General features: G+C 72.9%; 13 protein-coding genes. 8 read left to right on the top strand and 5 right to left on the bottom strand.

Annotated features, from left to right (window positions below; genetic code table 11):
* Window positions 1-206: 206 nt before the first annotated feature.
* The 3 genes from uvrA (at window position 207) to ABWI04_RS28855 (ending at window position 4132) form a co-directional block, all read left to right on the top strand.
* Window positions 207-3044, top strand: a complete 2838-nt coding sequence (gene uvrA, locus ABWI04_RS28845) for an excinuclease ABC subunit UvrA (RefSeq protein WP_353834422.1) — start codon at window positions 207-209, stop codon at window positions 3042-3044.
* A gap of 55 nt (window positions 3045-3099) precedes the next feature.
* Window positions 3100-3540 carry a Rieske (2Fe-2S) protein gene (locus ABWI04_RS28850; protein ID WP_353834423.1) on the top strand — a complete coding sequence of 147 codons (441 nt, stop codon included), beginning with the start codon at window positions 3100-3102 and terminating at the stop codon, window positions 3538-3540.
* A 94-nt stretch (window positions 3541-3634) separates the two neighbouring features.
* A complete protein-coding gene (locus ABWI04_RS28855; RefSeq protein ID WP_345184315.1) occupies window positions 3635-4132 on the top strand; it encodes a Rieske (2Fe-2S) protein in 498 nt (165 codons plus the stop codon).
* Here the strand turns inward: ABWI04_RS28855 and ABWI04_RS28860 are convergent.
* Entirely contained in the window at window positions 4119-5288 is a 1170-nt protein-coding gene (locus tag ABWI04_RS28860; RefSeq protein ID WP_353834424.1) for a mechanosensitive ion channel family protein, read from the bottom strand. The two genes, ABWI04_RS28855 and ABWI04_RS28860, sit on opposite strands and share 14 nt — an antisense overlap.
* A 168-nt stretch (window positions 5289-5456) precedes the next feature.
* On the opposite strand from ABWI04_RS28860, the gene uvrC reads away from it, so the two are divergent.
* From uvrC to whiA, 4 genes are all read left to right on the top strand, one after another.
* Window positions 5457-7463, top strand: a complete 2007-nt coding sequence (gene uvrC / locus ABWI04_RS28865; RefSeq protein WP_353834425.1) for an excinuclease ABC subunit UvrC — start codon at window positions 5457-5459, stop codon at window positions 7461-7463.
* Window positions 7460-8338 carry an RNase adapter RapZ gene (gene rapZ, locus ABWI04_RS28870; protein ID WP_345184323.1) on the top strand — a complete coding sequence of 293 codons (879 nt, stop codon included), beginning with the start codon at window positions 7460-7462 and terminating at the stop codon, window positions 8336-8338. The genes uvrC and rapZ overlap by 4 nt, the downstream gene beginning before the upstream one ends.
* A gap of 52 nt (window positions 8339-8390) precedes the next feature.
* Complete coding sequence (locus ABWI04_RS28875) at window positions 8391-9359, top strand: gluconeogenesis factor YvcK family protein (RefSeq protein WP_345184325.1); 969 nt, start codon at window positions 8391-8393, stop codon at window positions 9357-9359.
* Between the two features lie 61 nt (window positions 9360-9420).
* On the top strand, window positions 9421-10401 hold the full coding sequence (gene whiA / locus ABWI04_RS28880; RefSeq protein WP_345184327.1) for a DNA-binding protein WhiA: 981 nt from the start codon (window positions 9421-9423) through the stop codon (window positions 10399-10401).
* Window positions 10402-10640: 239 nt separating this feature from the next.
* Here the strand turns inward: whiA and ABWI04_RS28885 are convergent, their stop codons facing one another.
* The 4 genes from ABWI04_RS28885 to ABWI04_RS28900 all read right to left on the bottom strand — a co-directional run bounded on the left by ABWI04_RS28885 (window position 10641) and on the right by ABWI04_RS28900 (window position 15823).
* A complete protein-coding gene (locus tag ABWI04_RS28885) occupies window positions 10641-12488 on the bottom strand; it encodes a heparinase II/III domain-containing protein (protein WP_353834427.1) in 1848 nt (615 codons plus the stop codon).
* Window positions 12489-12565: 77 nt separating this feature from the next.
* On the bottom strand, window positions 12566-13789 hold the full coding sequence (locus tag ABWI04_RS28890) for a hypothetical protein (RefSeq protein WP_353834430.1): 1224 nt from the start codon (window positions 13787-13789) through the stop codon (window positions 12566-12568).
* Entirely contained in the window at window positions 13779-15086 is a 1308-nt protein-coding gene (locus tag ABWI04_RS28895; protein WP_345184333.1) for a hypothetical protein, read from the bottom strand. The genes ABWI04_RS28890 and ABWI04_RS28895 overlap by 11 nt, the downstream gene beginning before the upstream one ends.
* Window positions 15083-15823: a hypothetical protein gene (locus ABWI04_RS28900; protein WP_345184336.1), complete on the bottom strand. Its 741-nt coding sequence runs from the start codon at window positions 15821-15823 to the stop codon at window positions 15083-15085. Before ABWI04_RS28900 ends, ABWI04_RS28895 begins: the two co-directional genes overlap by 4 nt.
* Before the next feature lie 210 nt (window positions 15824-16033).
* Between ABWI04_RS28900 and gap the strand changes: the two genes are divergently transcribed.
* On the top strand, window positions 16034-17038 hold the full coding sequence (gene gap / locus ABWI04_RS28905; protein WP_345184339.1) for a type I glyceraldehyde-3-phosphate dehydrogenase: 1005 nt from the start codon (window positions 16034-16036) through the stop codon (window positions 17036-17038).
* Window positions 17039-17144: the final 106 nt, after the last annotated feature.

A 17144-nucleotide genomic window follows, 5' to 3' on the forward strand; every position in this document is an offset into this window, starting at 1 on the left:
ACGGCGTTCCGGTGGCGGGCGGCGTTCGAACACGTGTACGGTGCGATGGTGCCGTCCCGACCGCTCGGACCGGCCGGGTAGCGTCATGAAATGCAGCGGCGAGCGCCGCTGTTGAGAAGCCGGGGGAGCCTGTCGCTCCCCGTGGCTAGCCTTGATACCGAGCCGTATACGCAGATCGCCGCGCCCAGAAGAGGAACCGGAAGAACGTGCATGACCGACTCATCGTGCGTGGAGCACGCGAGCACAACCTGAAGGACGTCTCGCTCGACCTCCCGCGGGACTCCATGATCGTGTTCACCGGTCTGTCGGGTTCCGGGAAGTCCAGCCTGGCCTTCGACACGATCTTCGCCGAGGGGCAGCGCCGGTACGTCGAGTCGCTGTCGGCCTACGCCCGGCAGTTCCTCGGGCAGATGGACAAGCCCGACGTCGACTTCATCGAGGGGCTCTCCCCGGCGGTCTCGATCGACCAGAAGTCCACCAGCAAGAACCCCCGGTCCACGGTCGGGACGATCACCGAGGTGTACGACTACCTGCGGCTGCTCTACGCCCGGATCGGGCACCCGCACTGCCCCGAGTGCGGCCGGCCGATCAGCCGGCAGGCGCCGCAGCAGATCGTCGACCGGGTGCTGGAACTGGAGCAGGGCGCCCGGTTCCAGGTGCTGGCGCCGGTGATCCGCGGCCGCAAGGGCGAGTACCTGGAGCTGTTCCGCGAACTCCAGTCCAAGGGCTACTCGCGGGCGCTGGTCGACGGGCAGATGATCCGCCTGGACGAGCCGCCCCAGCTCAAGAAGCAGGAGAAGCACGACATCTCCGTCGTGGTCGACCGGCTCTCGGTGAAGGACTCCGCCCGGCAGCGGCTCGCCGACTCGGTCGAGACGGCGCTCGGCCTGGCGGGCGGCACGATCGTCCTCGACTTCGTCGACCTGCCCGAGGACGACGAGCACCGCACCCGGATGTACTCCGAGCACCTCTACTGCCCCTACGACGACCTGTCGTTCGAGGAGCTGGAGCCGCGCTCGTTCTCGTTCAACTCGCCGTACGGCGCCTGCCCCGACTGCACCGGCCTCGGGACGCGCATGGAGGTCGACGCCGAGCTCGTCGTCCCCGACGGGGAGCTCTCGCTCGGCGAGGGCGCGATCCAGCCGTGGTCGGGCGGGCACGTCAGCGACTACTTCCTGCGGCTGCTGTCGGCGCTGGGCGACGCGATGGGCTTCGACCTGAACACGCCGTGGGACCGGCTGCCCGCCAAGGCGCGCAAGGCGATCCTCAACGGGCACGAGACGCAGGTCCACGTCCGTTACAAGAACCGCTACGGCCGCACGAGGTCGTACTACACGGCCTACGAGGGCGTCGTCCCCTACATCCAGCGGCGCCACGCCGAGTCCGAGAGCGACTCCAGCCGGGAGCGCTTCGAGGGCTACATGCGCGAGATCCCGTGCCCGACGTGCGAGGGCGCCCGGCTGAAGCCGGTCGTGCTGGCCGTCACCATGGGCGGGATGTCGATCGCCGAGGTCGCCGCGATGCCGATCGGCGAGGCCGCGAAGTTCCTGCTCGCGCTCGAACTGAACGAGCGCGAGACGCACATCGCCGAACGCGTCCTCAAGGAGATCAACGCCCGGCTCGGCTTCCTGCTGGACGTCGGCCTCGACTACCTGACCCTCGACCGGGCGTCCGCCACGCTCGCCGGCGGGGAGGCCCAGCGCATCCGGCTGGCGACGCAGATCGGCTCGGGCCTGGTCGGCGTCCTGTACGTGCTGGACGAGCCGTCGATCGGCCTGCACCAGCGCGACAACCACCGGTTGCTGGAGACGCTGCTCCGGCTGCGCGACATGGGCAACACCCTGATCGTCGTCGAGCACGACGAGGACACCATCGCCGCCGCCGACTGGATCGTCGACATCGGCCCGCGCGCGGGCGAGCACGGCGGCGAGATCGTCGTCTCCGGCACGGTCGAGGACCTGAAGAAGTCCGAGCGCTCCCTCACCGGCGCCTACCTGGACGGCCGCCGCGAGATCGCCGTCCCGCAGATCCGGCGGCCCCGCACCCGGGGCCGCGAGGTCACCGTCAAGGGCGCGCAGCAGAACAACCTGCGCGACGTCGACGTCGCGTTCCCGCTCGGCGTTCTCACCGCGGTCACCGGTGTGTCGGGGTCCGGCAAGTCGACGCTGGTCAACGACATCCTCTACAACTCGCTGGCGAAGAAGCTGAACGGCGCGAAGACCGTCCCCGGCAAGCACAAGCGCGTCAACGGCGTCGACCAGCTCGACAAGGTCGTGCACGTCGACCAGTCGCCGATCGGCCGCACCCCGCGGTCCAACCCGGCGACCTACACCGGCGTGTTCGACCACATCCGCAAGCTGTTCGCGCAGACCACCGAGGCGAAGGTGCGCGGCTACCAGCCCGGCCGGTTCTCCTTCAACGTCAAGGGCGGCCGCTGCGAGAACTGCTCCGGCGACGGCACCATCAAGATCGAGATGAACTTCCTGCCGGACGTCTACGTCCCGTGCGAGGTCTGCCACGGCGCCCGCTACAACCGGGAGACCCTGGAGGTCCACTACAAGGGCAAGACGATCTCCGAGGTGCTCGACATGCCGATCGAGCAGGCCACGGAGTTCTTCGAGCCGATCACGGCGATCCACCGGCACCTGAAGACGCTGAACGACGTCGGCCTCGGCTACGTCCGGCTCGGCCAGCCCGCCCCGACCCTGTCGGGCGGCGAGGCGCAGCGCGTCAAGCTGGCCTCCGAGCTGCAGAAGCGCTCCACCGGCCGCACCATCTACGTGCTCGACGAGCCGACCACCGGCCTGCACTTCGAGGACATCCGCAAGCTCCTCGGCGTGCTGAACGGCCTGGTCGACAAGGGCAACACGGTCCTGGTCATCGAGCACAACCTCGACGTCATCAAGACCGCCGACTGGATCATCGACATGGGCCCCGAGGGCGGCTCGCGGGGCGGCACGGTCGTCGCGACCGGCACCCCCGAGGAGGTCGCCGAGGTCGAGGCCAGCCACACCGGCCAGTTCCTCAAGAAGCTCCTCGCCTGAGGTCCCGGAGGCGGGCCGGTGCGGGACGGGTGAGGCCGTCCACCAGGATGGAGCCATGGAAGACGAAGTGACGCCCGGGGCCGCCGAGGCCGCCGGGAGCGGGGGAGTCGGCCGGCGTGCGGTGCTGTGCGGGACGGGGGCGCTCGGCGCCGCGGCCCTCGCGGGCTGCGCGTCCGGCGGCGGGGCCACGCCCGCCGCGGACCTCAAGGGCAAGCAGGTCGCGAAGGCCGCCGACATCCCGGTCGGCGGCGGCAAGATCTACGGCGACGAGAAGGTCGTGGTGACCCAGCCGAGCCAGGGCGCCTACAAGGCGTTCACCGCGGTGTGCACCCATCAGGGCTGCACGGTCGGCGGGGTCTCGAACGGGCTGATCAAGTGCCACTGCCACGGCAGCGAGTTCAGGATCGCCGACGGCTCGGTGCGGCGCGGTCCGGCGAAGGAGCCCCTCAAGGAGTACCCCGTGCGGGTCGAGGGCGGCGGCATCGTCGTCACCTGATCATCGAGTCGGGCCCGCGTTGAACCGGCGCGCTCGCGGATCCGTGATTCCCGGTGACGGACAGGAACCGACAGAGGTCACCGGAGGGGCGAGGATGCCACACAGGTCCGAGACGCAGGCGGACGGAACGGAGCTCGCGCCGGGGGAGGGCGCGCCGGGGGACGGCGCCGCGGGCGGCACCCGCAGGGGGCTGCTCATCGGCGCCGGACTCGCGGGCGTGGCCGGGCTGGCGGCGGCGTGCGGCGGGTCGGGCGACGACGGGGGCGGAGCCGGCTCCGGGGGCGCCGGCTCCGAGGGCGGGTCGGGCGCGGCCCTGGCCTCGGTGGGCGAGATCCCCGTCGGCGGCGGCAAGGTGTTCGAGGACGCCAAGGTCGTCGTCTGCCAGCCCCGCCAGGGCGAGTTCACGGCGTTCTCCGCGACCTGCACCCACCGGGGATGCGGCGTCGGATCGGTGTCCGGGGGCACGATCAACTGCCACTGCCACGGCAGCAAATTCAAGATCACGGATGGCTCGGTGGCGAGCCCGCCCGCCGACGAGCCCCTGGCGGCGAAGAAGGTCACCGTCCAGGGCGGAAAGATCATGCTCGCCTGAGCGACTTCGCGCGCGCCGGGCCGTCCTCGCGGGGGACGGCCCGCGCGCCGTCGGCGTGCCGCCCCTCCGCCACCTCCTCCTCGGTGGCCGGGAGCGGGTCGCCGGACCCCGCCTCGGCGCCGTCCGCGACCGGCTCGGGGCCGATGCGGAGCCGGGGGAGGGCCTCCGGGTGGCGGTCGCGGATGTAGGAGACCAGGTGCTCGCGCACGTCGCAGCGCAGGTCCCAGGTGCTCGCCGAGTCGGCGGCGCTCATCAGCGCGCGCACCGTGACGAGGCCGCTCGGCAGCACGTCCACCACCTGAAGCATCCACTCCCGCTGGTCCCACAGCGGGTTGTCCTTCAGCGCCGAGTACAGCTCGGCGCGCAGGTCCTCGACCGGGACCGTCCAGTCCACGTGCAGCTCGACCGAGCCGAGCAGACGGCTGGAGTGCCGCGTCCAGTTCTCGAACGGCTGCTCGGTGAAGTGCGACACCGGGAAGATCATGCGCCGGTCGTCCCAGAGCTGCAGGACGACGTAGGACAGCGTCAGCTCCTCGACCCGGCCCCAGATGCCCTGCGTGACGACGACGTCGTCCAGCCGCAGCGCGTCGCTGAACGCCAGCTGCAGCCCGGCGAGCAGGTTGCCGAGGGTGGGCCGGGCCGCGATGCCGACCACCAGGCCGGCGACGCCCGCCGAGGCCAGCACCCCCGCCCCGACCGCCCGCACGGCGGGGAAGGTGAACAGCGCCGCTCCGACGGCGAGCACCACGATGATGACGGCGGCGATGCGGCGCAGCAGCAGCATCTGGGTGCGGGCCCGCCGCGCCCGCCGGTTGCGCTCGCCCTCGATCCGCATCAGCCGCGTCAGCGGCGGGTCGCTCAGCGCGTACCCGATCCGCAGCACCAGCCACGTGGAGGCGCCGATCGCCGCGATCCGCATCGCGTGCCGGACCACGTCCTCGGCGTGCCCGCCGATGAACTGGTACGGCATCGCGGTGCTGGAGCTCACCACCACCGCGAACGCGAAGGCGGGCGCGGTGCAGCGCCGGGCGACCCGTCCGGCGCCGGGCCAGCGGTGCGACAGCCGGCCCGCGACGAGCCGGCGGCCCCCCTCCACGACGATCACGGACGTGCCGACGACGGCGGCCAGGACGATCCAAGCCCAGAGCGTGGACACGTGCGCAACGACCCCCTTCCGGATCCGCGGAACCGTTTGACCCTCCCTTTCCGCATGGTTTGCGAACATCCGGGCGGAGGGGAGAGATCTACGTCACCCTCCGGCTCGGCGGGGGCCTCCGGCGGCGCGGGGCACGGCGTGTCGGTGCCGCCCATTAGGCTTTCGAGCGTGGCAGATCCGGCGACCTACCGACCCGCACCCGGCTCCATCCCGGAATCCCCGGGGGTGTACCGGTTCCGCGACGAGCACGGCCGGGTCATCTACGTGGGCAAGGCCAAGAACCTGCGCTCGCGGCTGAACTCCTACTTCGCCGACTTCTCCGCCCTGCACCCCCGCACCCAGACGATGGTGCAGACCGCCGCGCGCGTCGACTGGACGGTGGTCGGCACCGAGGTCGAGGCCCTTCAGCTGGAGTACTCCTGGATCAAGGAGTTCGACCCCCGGTTCAACGTCCGCTACCGCGACGACAAGTCCTATCCCTATCTCGCCGTCACCCTGAACGAGGACTTCCCGAGGGTGATGGTGATGCGGGGCGCCAAACGCAAGGGCGTGCGCTACTTCGGGCCGTACTCCCACGCGTGGGCGATCCGGGAGACGGTCGACCAGCTGCTGCGCGTGTTCCCCGTCCGCACGTGCAGCGCCGGCGTGTTCAAGCGGCAGCACCAGCTCGACCGCCCCTGCCTGCTCGGCTACATCGGCAAGTGCTCGGCGCCGTGCGTCGGCCGCGTCTCGCCGGAGGAGCACCGGCTGCTCGCCGAGGACTTCTGCGACTTCATGGCGGGCAACACCACCCGGTTCATCAAGCGCCTCGAACGCGACATGCGCGAGGCCGCCGCGTCCCAGGAGTACGAGCGCGCCGCCCGGCTCCGCGACGACATCCGCGCCCTGGAGCGCGCCCTGGAGAAGCAGGCGGTCGTGCTCCCCGACCGAACCGACTGCGACATGGTCGCCTTCGCCGAGGACGAGCTGGAGGCGGCCGTCCAGGTGTTCTACGTGCGCGGCGGCCGCATCCGCGGGCAGCGCGGCTGGGTCGTCGACAAGGTCGAGGACGTCACCACCGCCGACCTGGTCGAGCACTTCCTCATCCAGATCTACGGCGAGAGCGAGTCGGTGCCCCGCGAGGTCTTCGTCCCGGCCCTGCCGCCGGAGGTGGAGGCCATGACCGAGCTGCTGTCGGAGCAGCGCGGCGGGCCCGTCCGGCTGCGCGTCCCGCAGCGCGGCGACAAGCGGACCCTGCTGGAGACGGTCGCGCGCAACGCCCACGAGGCGCTCAAGCAGCACAAGACCCGCCGCGCCTCCGACCTCACCACCCGCAGCCGCGCGCTGCAGGAGCTCCAGGAAGCCTTGGAGCTCGACGACGCGCCCCTGCGGATCGAGTGCTACGACGTGTCCAACCTGCAGGGCACCGACGTGGTCGCGTCCATGGTCGTGTTCGAGGACGGCCTGGCCCGCAAGAGCGAGTACCGCCGGTTCACGATCAAGGCCGTGCAGGGGCAGGACGACGTCCGCTCCATCCACGAGGTCATCACCCGACGGTTCAGGCGCTACCTGGCCGAGAGCGAGAAGACCGGCGAGCTCGACTCCCTCGGCGACCCGGAGGAGGGCGCGCACCAGCCGATCGACCCGGAGACCGGGAGGCCGCGCAAGTTCGCCTACCCGCCCAACCTGGTCCTCGTCGACGGCGGCCCCCCGCAGGTCGCGGCCGCGCAGCGCGCCCTCGACGAGCTCGGCGTCGACGACATCGCGGTGTGCGGAATCGCCAAGCGGCTGGAGGAGCTCTGGCTTCCCGGCGAGAGCGACCCGGTGATCCTGCCGCGCAACAGCGAGGGCATGTTCCTCGTCCAGCGGGTCCGCGACGAGGCGCACCGGTTCGCCATCACCTTCCACCGGCAGCGGCGGTCCAGGTCCATGACGGTCAGCGAACTCGATAACGTTCCTGGTCTGGGTCCGGCGCGCCGCGCGGCGCTGCTGAAGCACTTCGGGTCGCTGAAGCGGCTGAAGGACGCGACGCCCGCGCAGGTCGCCGAGGTCCCGGGAATCGGCATGCGCAGCGCCGAGAGCATCGTGGCGGCGCTGCACGGCGGCGCCGCGCCGCCGGACGGCGGGGGCGAGGGACCCGGCGGGGACGAGGGACCCGGCGGGGACGACGGGGAGCACAGGGGGAGTAGCGGATGACCAGCGAGACCAAGATCCCGGACATCGTGATCGTCACCGGCATGTCCGGGGCGGGCCGCAGCACCGCGGCCAAGTCGCTCGAGGACCTCGACTGGTTCGTGGTCGACAACCTGCCGCCCGGGCTGCTGGCCACGATGGCCGACCTCGGCGGCCGGGTGAAGGACGCGGTGCCGCGCATCGCCGTCGTCGTGGACGTCCGCAGCCGCGCGTTCACCGACGACCTGCACTCCTCGATCGCCGAGCTGGAGGCCCGCGGCGTCCACCCGCGCGTGGTGTTCCTGGAGGCCGGCGACGCCGACCTCGTGCGCCGGTTCGAGAGCGTCCGCCGCCCCCACCCGCTGCAGGGCGACGGCCGCCTGGTGGACGGCATCGCCCGCGAGCGCGACCTGGTCCGCGAGGTCCGCGCCGAGGCCGACCTGGTGATCGACACCAGCGGCCTCAACGTGCACGAGCTGCGCAACAAGATCATCGGCTTCTTCGGCACGGACAGCGGCGAGTCCAGCCTGCGCGCCACCGTGGTGTCGTTCGGCTACAAGTACGGCCTGCCGGTCGACGCCGACCTCGTCGTCGACTGCCGGTTCCTGCCGAACCCGCACTGGGTGCCGGAGCTGCGGCCGAAGACGGGCCGCGACGCCGCCGTCCGCGACTACGTCCTCGGGCAGCGCGGCGCCAAGGAGTTCCTGGACGCCTACGCCGAGGTGCTGCGGCTCCTCGCCGACGGGTATGAACGCGAGGGCAAGCACTACGTGACGCTTGCCGTGGGATGTACCGGTGGAAAACACCGTAGTGTTGCCATGGCGGAACAGATCGCCGCCCGGCTGCGGGACGAGGGCATCGAGGTGCAGGTCGCCCATCGTGACCTCGGCCGCGAATGACGGACCGCGCCGGGACCCGGCGGGAGTCCCGGACGAGGAGAGAAACGGCACGGTGAAGCCCCTCGGCCCGAAGGTCGTCGCGCTCGGCGGGGGCCACGGCCTCTACGCGTCGCTGTCGGCGCTGCGCCGCGTCACCGACCGGCTGACCGCGATCGTCACCGTCGCCGACGACGGCGGTTCCAGCGGCCGGCTGCGCCGCGAGCTCGGCGTGCTGCCGCCCGGCGACCTGCGGATGGCGCTCGCCGCCCTCTGCGGCGACGACGAGTGGGGCCAGACCTGGCGGGACGTCGTCCAGCACCGCTTCCGCAACGAGGGCGACCTGCAGGGCCACGCCGTCGGCAACCTGCTCATCGTCGCGCTGTGGGAGCTGCTCGGCGGCGACGGCGCCTCACCGGGTTCCACCGTCGCCGGACTCGACTGGGTCGGCCGGCTGCTCGGCGCGCACGGCCGCGTGCTGCCGATGGCGGCCGTCCCGATGGACATCGTCGCCGAGGTGCGCGGCGCCGACCCCGCGAGGCCCGACGAGATCACCCATGTCAAGGGCCAGGTGGCGTGCGCCAGGACGCCCGGCAGCGTGCTCGGCGTGTCCCTGGTGCCCGCCGATCCGCCCGCCTGCCCCGAGACCCTCGCCGCCGTCGACGACGCCGACTGGATCGTGTTCGGCCCCGGCTCGTGGTTCACCAGCGTCCTGCCGCACCTGAAGGTGCCCGCGCTGGCCCGCGCCCTCACCACCTCCCGCGCCCGCCGCGTCGTCGCGCTGAACCTCGCGCAGCAGCCCGGCGAGACCGACGACTTCTCGCCGCAGACCCATCTGGAGGTGCTGCAGGCGCACGCGCCCGACCTGCGCGTGGACGTCGTCCTCGCCGACCGCGGGGTCGTGGACGACCCTGACGCCCTCGACAAGGCCGTCAAGGACCTCGGCGGACGTCTCGTGCTGGCCGACGTCGCCGCCGACGACGGATCGCCGCGTCATGAACCCGCCCGTCTGGCCCAAGCCTTCGTACAGATATTCACCGAGTGACGACCGGCGCGGCCGGGATCGGCCACACTGCTGGAAGTCCGATAGGGGGAGGGTTCATCAGATGGCGATGACCGGTGTGGTCAAGGACGAGCTGAGCAGGCTCACGGTGCTGAAGCCGTGCTGCCGCAAGGCCGAGGTCTCGACGCTGCTGCGGTTCGCGGGCGGCCTGCACCTGGTCAGCGGCCGCATCGTGATCGAGGCCGAGATCGACACCGGTGTGGCGGCGAGGAGGCTGATCAAGGACATCTCGGAGGTGTTCGGGCACACCTCCGAGGTCGTCGTGCTCGCCCCGAGCGGCCTGCGCAAGGGCAACCGCTACGTCGTGCGCGTCTTCCGCGACGGCGAGTCGCTCGCCCGGCAGACCGGCCTCATCGACAACAACGGCCGGCCCGTCCGCGGACTGCCCCGGCACGTCGTCGCCGGCGCCGCCTGCGACGCCGAGTCGGCCTGGCGCGGCGCGTTCCTCGCGCACGGCTCCCTCACCGAACCCGGCCGCTCCATGTCGCTGGAGGTGACCTGCCCCGGCCCCGAGGCCGCCCTCGCCCTCGTCGGCGCCGCCCGCCGCCTGAAGATCCACGCCAAGGCCCGCGAGGTCCGCGGCGTCGACCGCGTCGTCGTCCGCGACGGCGACGCGATCAGCGCCCTGCTCACCCGGCTCGGCGCCCATGACAGCGTCCTGGCCTGGGAGGAGCGCCGGATGCGCCGCGAGGTCCGCGCCACCGCCAACCGCCTCGCCAACTTCGACGACGCCAACCTGCGCCGCTCCGCCCGCGCCGCCGTCGCCGCCGGCGCCCGCGTCGCCCGCGCCCTGGAGATCCTCGGCGACGACGCCCCCGAGCACCTCGTCAACGCCGGACGCCTCCGCCTGGAGCACAAGCAGGCCTCCCTGGAGGAGCTCGGCCAGCTCGCCGACCCGCCCCTCACCAAGGACGCCATCGCCGGCCGCATCCGCCGCCTCCTCGCCATGGCCGACAAGCGCGCCGGCGACCAGGGCATCCCCGGCACGGAGGCCAGCCTCACCGCCGACATGCTCGCGCAGTGATTCCCAGGGGGGCGACCCCCTGGAACCCCCGTTGCGAGCCGGGCGATCCTCACGCCACGGTGCTGGTTTCCGTGCCCGTGCGGGTTGCCGTCGTGGCGCTCCGGTCGCCCGGCTCGGCGGGTCGTGCGACCTCCAGGCGCTAGAGCGCCTTCCGGCCGCCCGACCCGCGGCCTCGCTCAGGTCTACTCCAAGAGCGTCATGGCGTGGCACGTCCGAGAGCGCTGAAATGTGGATGCCGGTCAGGGGAGGCGGTGAAGGGCGCCGTCGGGGGTGGCCTCGAAGGTCAGGTTGTGGGCGGAGAAGGTCGCCTCTACGTGGAGTGTTCCGTCCGGGAGTGTGCGGGTCTGGATTCTCGGTCCTTCGCCGCGGACGGGGGCGATCAGGGTCAGTATGCGAAGTTGCCGGGTCCTTCCATGGGCGGGAATCGTCACCACCGGGGCGGGGAGTCTCTTGCGGGTGGAGGGGGCGATCCAGCCTTGCGGCGGGTCCAGGGCGCCTCGGGTGACCGTGGCGGGTCCGCCTGTGGTGCCGGGGAGCGGTAACCGGATGAAGTGGACGCGGACAGGGCCCGCGGTGGCGACGGCGCCGGTCCCGGCCGGAACGGCGGTGAACGCCGCGGGCAGGTGCCAGAGCTGCTCGACGGAGCGGGGGGCGGCGGAGCGCACCTCGTCCAGCACGGCGACGGCGTCGGGATCGGAGGCCGCGAGCACAGTGCGGAATCGGGCCGTCCCGGCGAAGGCGGTGTCGGAGAACCGGAACGTGTCGGCGCCGCGCCGGAACTCGTGCGCGACCAGCGCCGTCGCCGCGTTCTCGCGGAACGGCGCGCCCCGCACCACGAGCGTGTTGTGCGCCTCCGGCGAGGCCAGCCACCTGCGCCAGGTCGTGTCGCTGTAGCCGATGTGGCCGCTCGGAACGAGGATGTCGCGGCCGAGCGCATGGAAGGTGAGCGCCATGTGGTCGTTCTGCCCGTGCGCGTACCGGCCCGGTCCGAAGCGCGCCGTGTAGGCCGTCTCCTCGGCGAAGGAGCGGCCGTCCCGGCCCCAGCCGGACCTGCCCACCACGTACCCGGCGCGGTAGACGCGCGCCCTCTCCTTCGGCGGGACGCCTTCCGCGCCCTGCGTCGCGACGTATCTGAGCGGGCCCGTTCCGGGCGAGTCGATGTCGGAGGCTCTGGACGCGTCCGACTCGCCGATCTGGAGCAGGTCGCCACCGGGTGTGGTCTGGAAGGCGATGAACTCGTCCATCAGCTTGTGCCGGCGGACGAGTTCGGCGGGGACGGGACGGCCGCACTCGCGCATCACCCGGAAGGCGAGCCGCCACCGGCTCCGGTTGTAGACGGTGTAGCGCGCGGACTGCTCGTTCCCGGCGCCCTCGTCGTCGACGGCCGGCCGCGCGCCGCCGGGCGGGGCGAGGACCGCGTCGAGCAGGCGCCGGTGGCCGAGCTCCGCGAGGTCCGCCCGGCCGATGCCGCAGCCCGCCGTCATGAGCGTCATCGACTCGTCGGTCCCGTGGTTCCAGGGCCCCGAGTAGTGCTCCGGGCGGGCCAGCCACCGCGCGTGGGCCGCGATGGCCTCGTCCAGCCACCGTCCGGCCAGGTGCCTGCGGAGGCAGACGAGGGTGGCGAGGCGGAACTTGGCGGCCTGGTCGATCGCCTCGCGCCGGCGCGCGGAGAACCGCTCGGGGCGGGCGTTGTCGGCGAGCCAGTCCCGGGCGACGCCCGCGGCCGTTCGCAGCGCGGCGCGGTCACCGGTCCGCTCGTACTCCCTGATGAGGCCGCCGAGCCATTCGAGGGAATGGAACCAGAGCTGCCACGACCGGTTGCCGTCCGGGGCCAGGCCCCAGTCCACGTCCGTCCCGTCGGCGACGCGGACGGGGGCGACCTTCGGAGTGGCGAACCGGCCCGCGCGCACCTGCGCCGCCGGGTTGACCCTGTCCAGGCCGTTGTAGCCGAGGCAGACCGCCCGCGCCGCGGCACGCGCGGTCACGGGTGCGGCGGACGGGACGCCGCCGTGGCAGCCGCACGACAGCGACAGCAGGAGCGCGGCGCAACCCGCCCCGCGGGCGCCTCTCCCTGATCGATGGGCCACAGTCCCACCACACACGCGAAGTGGGCTGCCGCCGGACGGCCGCCGGTGAAGGGACGGTAAACAATCGGGGCGTGCGGTCAGCGCGGTTTGTTGTCGCCCCGCAGCACGCGCTCGATGAGGTCGTCGCGGAGCTGGCCGTAGCCGGTCTCGGCCCACACGCTGCCGGACGGGTCGGCCTCGTAGTAGGGGACCTCCCGGCCGTCGCGGCGGTCGGTGAGGACCTCGGGGGCGCGCTTGTCGCGGGCCGCGCGGGCGCACGCGCGGCAGGTCCGGACGCTCAGCCGCCTGCGGGAGCCGACGGGCCGCCAGTCGAGTTCGCTGGTCGCGTCGCCGTGGAGCGGGTTGAAGAAGCACAGCGGGACGGGCGGGATCTCCGACCGGCCCTTGGCGACCGCCTGCGCGGAGGCCAGGGCGTCGCGGCCCTGGTCGAGGAGGACCAGGACACCGGCAAGGTCGGGGACGCCCCGCGCCGCGTCTAGGGTCTTCCCCGCGGCCTGGTAGGCGTCGAGGGCGCGGGCCACCAGGGCGCGGGCCCGCTCGCCGGAGGTCGGGACGGTGCTGTCGTCCAGCAGCTCCCCGAACGCGATGACCTCGCGGGACGCCTGCTCGCGGAGCTGGTCCTCGGTGGCGCGGTGCGCCGTGGCGAACACGGTGCGGGGCATCAGCAGCCCTTCCCCCTCGCGGCGGACGGAGGCCATCCGGCGCCGCCGCCACAGCAGGAACCCGGCGACCCCGGCCGCGGCCGCGGCCGCCGCGCCGGCGCCGAGGGGCAGCGCGAGGCCGCCCCCGTCCGCCTCGTTCCCGTCCGCGCCGCGTTCGCCCGGCGCGGTGCCGTGCCGGGCCCTGTAGCGCTTGTCGATCTCGGCGGAGACCCGGTCGTACTCCTGCTGGCCGGTCCCGGAGACGATCAGGTCGGCGACGCGCGACAGCCGGGCGGCGAGCGGCGCGTCGTCCATGGCGCGGTCCAGGGCGACGGCCCAGGCGGCGCGGTCGGCCCGGTGGTCGCCGCCCCACTCGCGCGCCCTCAGGTCCTGGGAGTCGTCGTCGAAGGTGATGAAGATCCCGTCGCGGCCGAGGCGGTCGTGCACGACGGTCGCGAGCTGCTCGCCGTCCGTCCACGTGCCGCCCTTGACGATGGGGACCAGCACGACGAAGACCGGCGCGGGGGCCTTGCGGAGCTTGGCGATGACCTCGCGGCGGGCCGCCGCGGGGAGCGCCGGCGCCAGGGACGGGTCGACGTAGACGGGGGAGCGGCGCAGGGCGGCGGCCAGCCGCTCGCCGGGGGACGGTTCAGTCAACACCGAGGTACCTCATCACGCGGGGGAGGAAGGTCTTGCCGTGGGCGCCCCACGCCGTGTCGCGCCACACGCCCGGGACGAGGGTGTGCGGGCGGTGGCCGTCCGGCCCCGGGATCTGCAGGAGGCGCCGCTCGTCGAGCGCCTGCCTCTTGTCGAGATCCCGGCAGTTAGCGCAGAGCGGGCACTGCCTCGGCAGGGCCCCGCCGTGGTCCTTCTCCAGCTTCCGGACGCGCTTGCGCACGACCGAGCTGCCGTGCAGAGGGTTCACCAGGCACGGGGACGGCGGGGACTCGATGTCGCGGGTCAGGGCGACGCATCCCTGGCGGGCCAGCACGATCGCGCCGACGAGGTCGATCGCCTTGCCCTCGTCATCCTTGGCGTCGTCATAGAGGATCTGCGCGGCGTCGTAGGCGGACACGGCGTAGGCGCGTCCGCGCTCGCTGTCGGCCGTGGTGAGCAGGCGGCGGAGCCTCTCCAGGTCCTTGGCGCCGTGCCGGCGCAGCCAGCGGATGCTCGGCCTGGTGCGCGCCTGGTCGTGCCGGCGGGTCCTCGGCCGGTTCGGGGAGCGCGACAGCCCGCCCCGGCGCAGGGCCAGGACGCCGAGACCCAGCCAGTACAGGACCGCGGCCGCCGCGGGCCCGGCGAGCAGGAGCCCGGTCAGCAGCGGCGCCTTGATCTCCGGTTCGTCGGGCGTCAGGGTGTTCTCCTGCCCGAACGGGTCCGGACTGGAGTACAGCCGCGGCATGGTGGGGGACGCCGAGGGTGCCGCCGCGTAGCCGTCGAGCCGCCGGACGATCCGGTCGGCGAGCCCGTCGAACGGGCGCTCGGAGTCGGCGGGTCTCGCGGCGCCCGGCGCGTCCTCCTCGTCCAGTTCATCCAACGCGGACAGGCCCCGGCGCGGGACGTTGAACGCCTCGGACTCCAGATTCCCGTGCCCGTCGGCCATCACGTAGAGGCCGTCGCGGCGCGAGCGGTCGTGCAGCATGAACAGGAACGCGTCGTCGCGGCCCTGCGACTCCGACTCGCTCGGGTTGGGGATCACGACGACGTACGCCGGCGTGCCGAGCCGCTTCGCCGTCCCGGCGAGGACCGCGCGGAGGCGGGCGCGGTCGGACGCGCCGAGCGCCTGCGCGAGGTCCGGGTCGACGAACAGCGGGTCCCTGGCCAGCGCGGCGCCCACCCGGTCGAGCCGGTGGTAGGCGTACGGGGGCGGCTCGTCGGCCGCGGCGGCGCCGGGGAGCGCCGCGAGCGCGGCGAGGGCGAGTGTGAGGGCGGCGAGCACCGCCGGAAGCCGCCTCATCTGCGTGCCTTCCCGGTGTTCTTCTTCGGCGATCGTCCCGGCCGCCGCGCCCGCCGCGCCGCCAGGACGCGGCGGCCGACCAGCAGGCCGAGGATCGAGGCCCCGCTCAGCGCCGCGCCGCCGCCGAACACGCTCCACTCGATGCGGGAAGCCCGCCGGTCGGCCGCGTCGTCGGCGTCGAGGGCCTCGCGGACCTTCGACTTCGGCCGCGGCCGCGGATGGTCGCGGCGCTCCCTGGCGTGCCCCGACAGGGCGATGTCCACGAACAGCGCGACCACCCGCGCGGCGCCCGCGTCGTAGGGGGTCTCGGAGTTCGCGGCCGACCAGGCGTCCTCGATCGGGAGCCCGCGGACGTCGCCGAACTGGCGGATCTCGCCGCTGCCGCCGGACGGGGGGACCACGATGTAGACGCCGTCCTTGCGGAGCCGGTCGCGCAGCAGAGCCGCGAAGGACTCGGTCGCGCTCTGCGGGCCGAGGCCCGAGGTCGGCGTCACCGCGACGTACACCGGGACGCGGAGCCGGGCGACGGACGCCCTGATCCGCGCGGCGGTGTCCGGGGGCAGCGCGCGGGGCGCGTGGTCGGTGACGTACACGGGGTCGCGGCGGAGCGCGGCGGCGATGGCGTCCGCGCGGTTCGCCGGACCGGCGCGGTCCGGGGCGGGCGCCGCCCCGGCCGGTCCGCCGAGCAGCACGGCCCCCACGAGCCCCGCCAACAGAACCGACCACCCGCGCCACATGGCCCCGGAGTGTAGTGATGATCGTGCTATGTCGTGAAAGGAGGGATGTCCCCCTACCGGGGGAGACGGGCTCACCCGTGGTTCCCACGAAACCGGTGTCGGGCTACTCGTGGGTCATTGGATAGGGTCTGAGGTGGGGGATGACCCCGGATCGACCGTAGGTGAGCCCGGCTGGCACCGGGCGATACGACGTACGAGGAGAGCGGTTCCGTGACCATCCGAGTAGGCATCAACGGGTTCGGCCGGATCGGCCGCAACTTCTACCGCGCGGTGAAGGCGTCCGGGGCCGACATCGAGGTCGTGGCGGTCAACGACCTGACCGACAACGCCACGCTCGCCCAGTTGCTCAAGTACGACAGCATCCTCGGCCGCTTCCCCGAGGACGTGCGCGCCACCGAGAACGAGATCGTCGTCGGCGGCAAGGCCATCAGGGCCTTCGAGGAGCGCGACCCCGCGAACCTCAAGTGGAGCGACGTCGGCGCCGACATCGTCGTCGAGTCGACCGGTTTCTTCACCGACGCGAACAAGGCCCGGGTGCACGCCGACAACGGCGCCAAGAAGGTCATCATCTCCGCGCCGGCGAAGAACGAGGACCTCACCGTCGTCCTCGGCGTCAACGAGGACAAGTACGACCCGGCGAACCACACGGTGATCTCCAACGCGTCCTGCACCACCAACTGCCTGGCCCCGCTGGCCAAGGTGCTGCACGACAACTTCGTCATCGAGAAGGGCCTGATGACGACGGTCCACGCCTACACGCAGGACCAGAACCTGCAGGACGCCCCGCACAAGGACCTGCGCCGCGCCCGCGCCGCCGCGCTGAACGTGGTCCCGACCTCCACCGGCGCCGCGAAGGCGATCGGCCTGGTGCTGCCGGAGCTGAAGGGCAAGCTGGACGGCTACGCCCTGCGCGTCCCGGTGCCGACCGGCTCGGCCACCGACCTCACCGTCGAGCTGTCCCGCGACGTGACGGTCGAGGAGGTCAACGAGGCGTTCCGGGCGGCCGCCGAGGGCCCCCTCAAGGGCTACCTCACCTACACCGAGGACCCGATCGTCTCCAGCGACATCGTCACCGACCCGTCGTCCTGCATCTTCGACTCCGGGCTGACCAAGGTCATCGGCGACCAGGTGAAGGTCGTCGGCTGGTACGACAACGAGTGGGGCTACTCCAACCGCCTCGTCGACCTCGTCAAGCTCGTCGGCTCGCAGCTGTAACCGAAGCCCGTCACCGCCGTGGCCGCGCGACGCGCGGCCCCGGCGGGGCCCGGTTGGGCCGGACACCCCCGCCCCCAGCGCCCCCAAGTAGACCGCGCCGGCGCCG

Origin of the sequence: Actinomadura sp. NPDC000929 (assembly GCF_040492065.1) — a bacterium.
Lineage (GTDB): Bacteria > Actinomycetota > Actinomycetes > Streptosporangiales > Streptosporangiaceae > Spirillospora > Spirillospora verrucosospora.

Bases quoted from the DNA above. Each gene is read 5' to 3' on its own strand.
- ABWI04_RS28900 (WP_345184336.1), bottom strand. From the start codon at position 15,823: ATGTGGCGCGGGTGGTCGGTTCTGTTGGCGGGGCTCGTGGGGGCCGTG.
- ABWI04_RS28855 (WP_345184315.1), top strand. From the start codon at position 3,635: ATGCCACACAGGTCCGAGACGCAGGCGGACGGAACGGAGCTCGCGCCG.
- rapZ (WP_345184323.1), top strand. From the start codon at position 7,460: ATGACCAGCGAGACCAAGATCCCGGACATCGTGATCGTCACCGGCATG.
- ABWI04_RS28850 (WP_353834423.1), top strand. From the start codon at position 3,100: ATGGAAGACGAAGTGACGCCCGGGGCCGCCGAGGCCGCCGGGAGCGGG.
- ABWI04_RS28895 (WP_345184333.1), bottom strand. From the start codon at position 15,086: ATGAGGCGGCTTCCGGCGGTGCTCGCCGCCCTCACACTCGCCCTCGCC.
- whiA (WP_345184327.1), top strand. From the start codon at position 9,421: ATGGCGATGACCGGTGTGGTCAAGGACGAGCTGAGCAGGCTCACGGTG.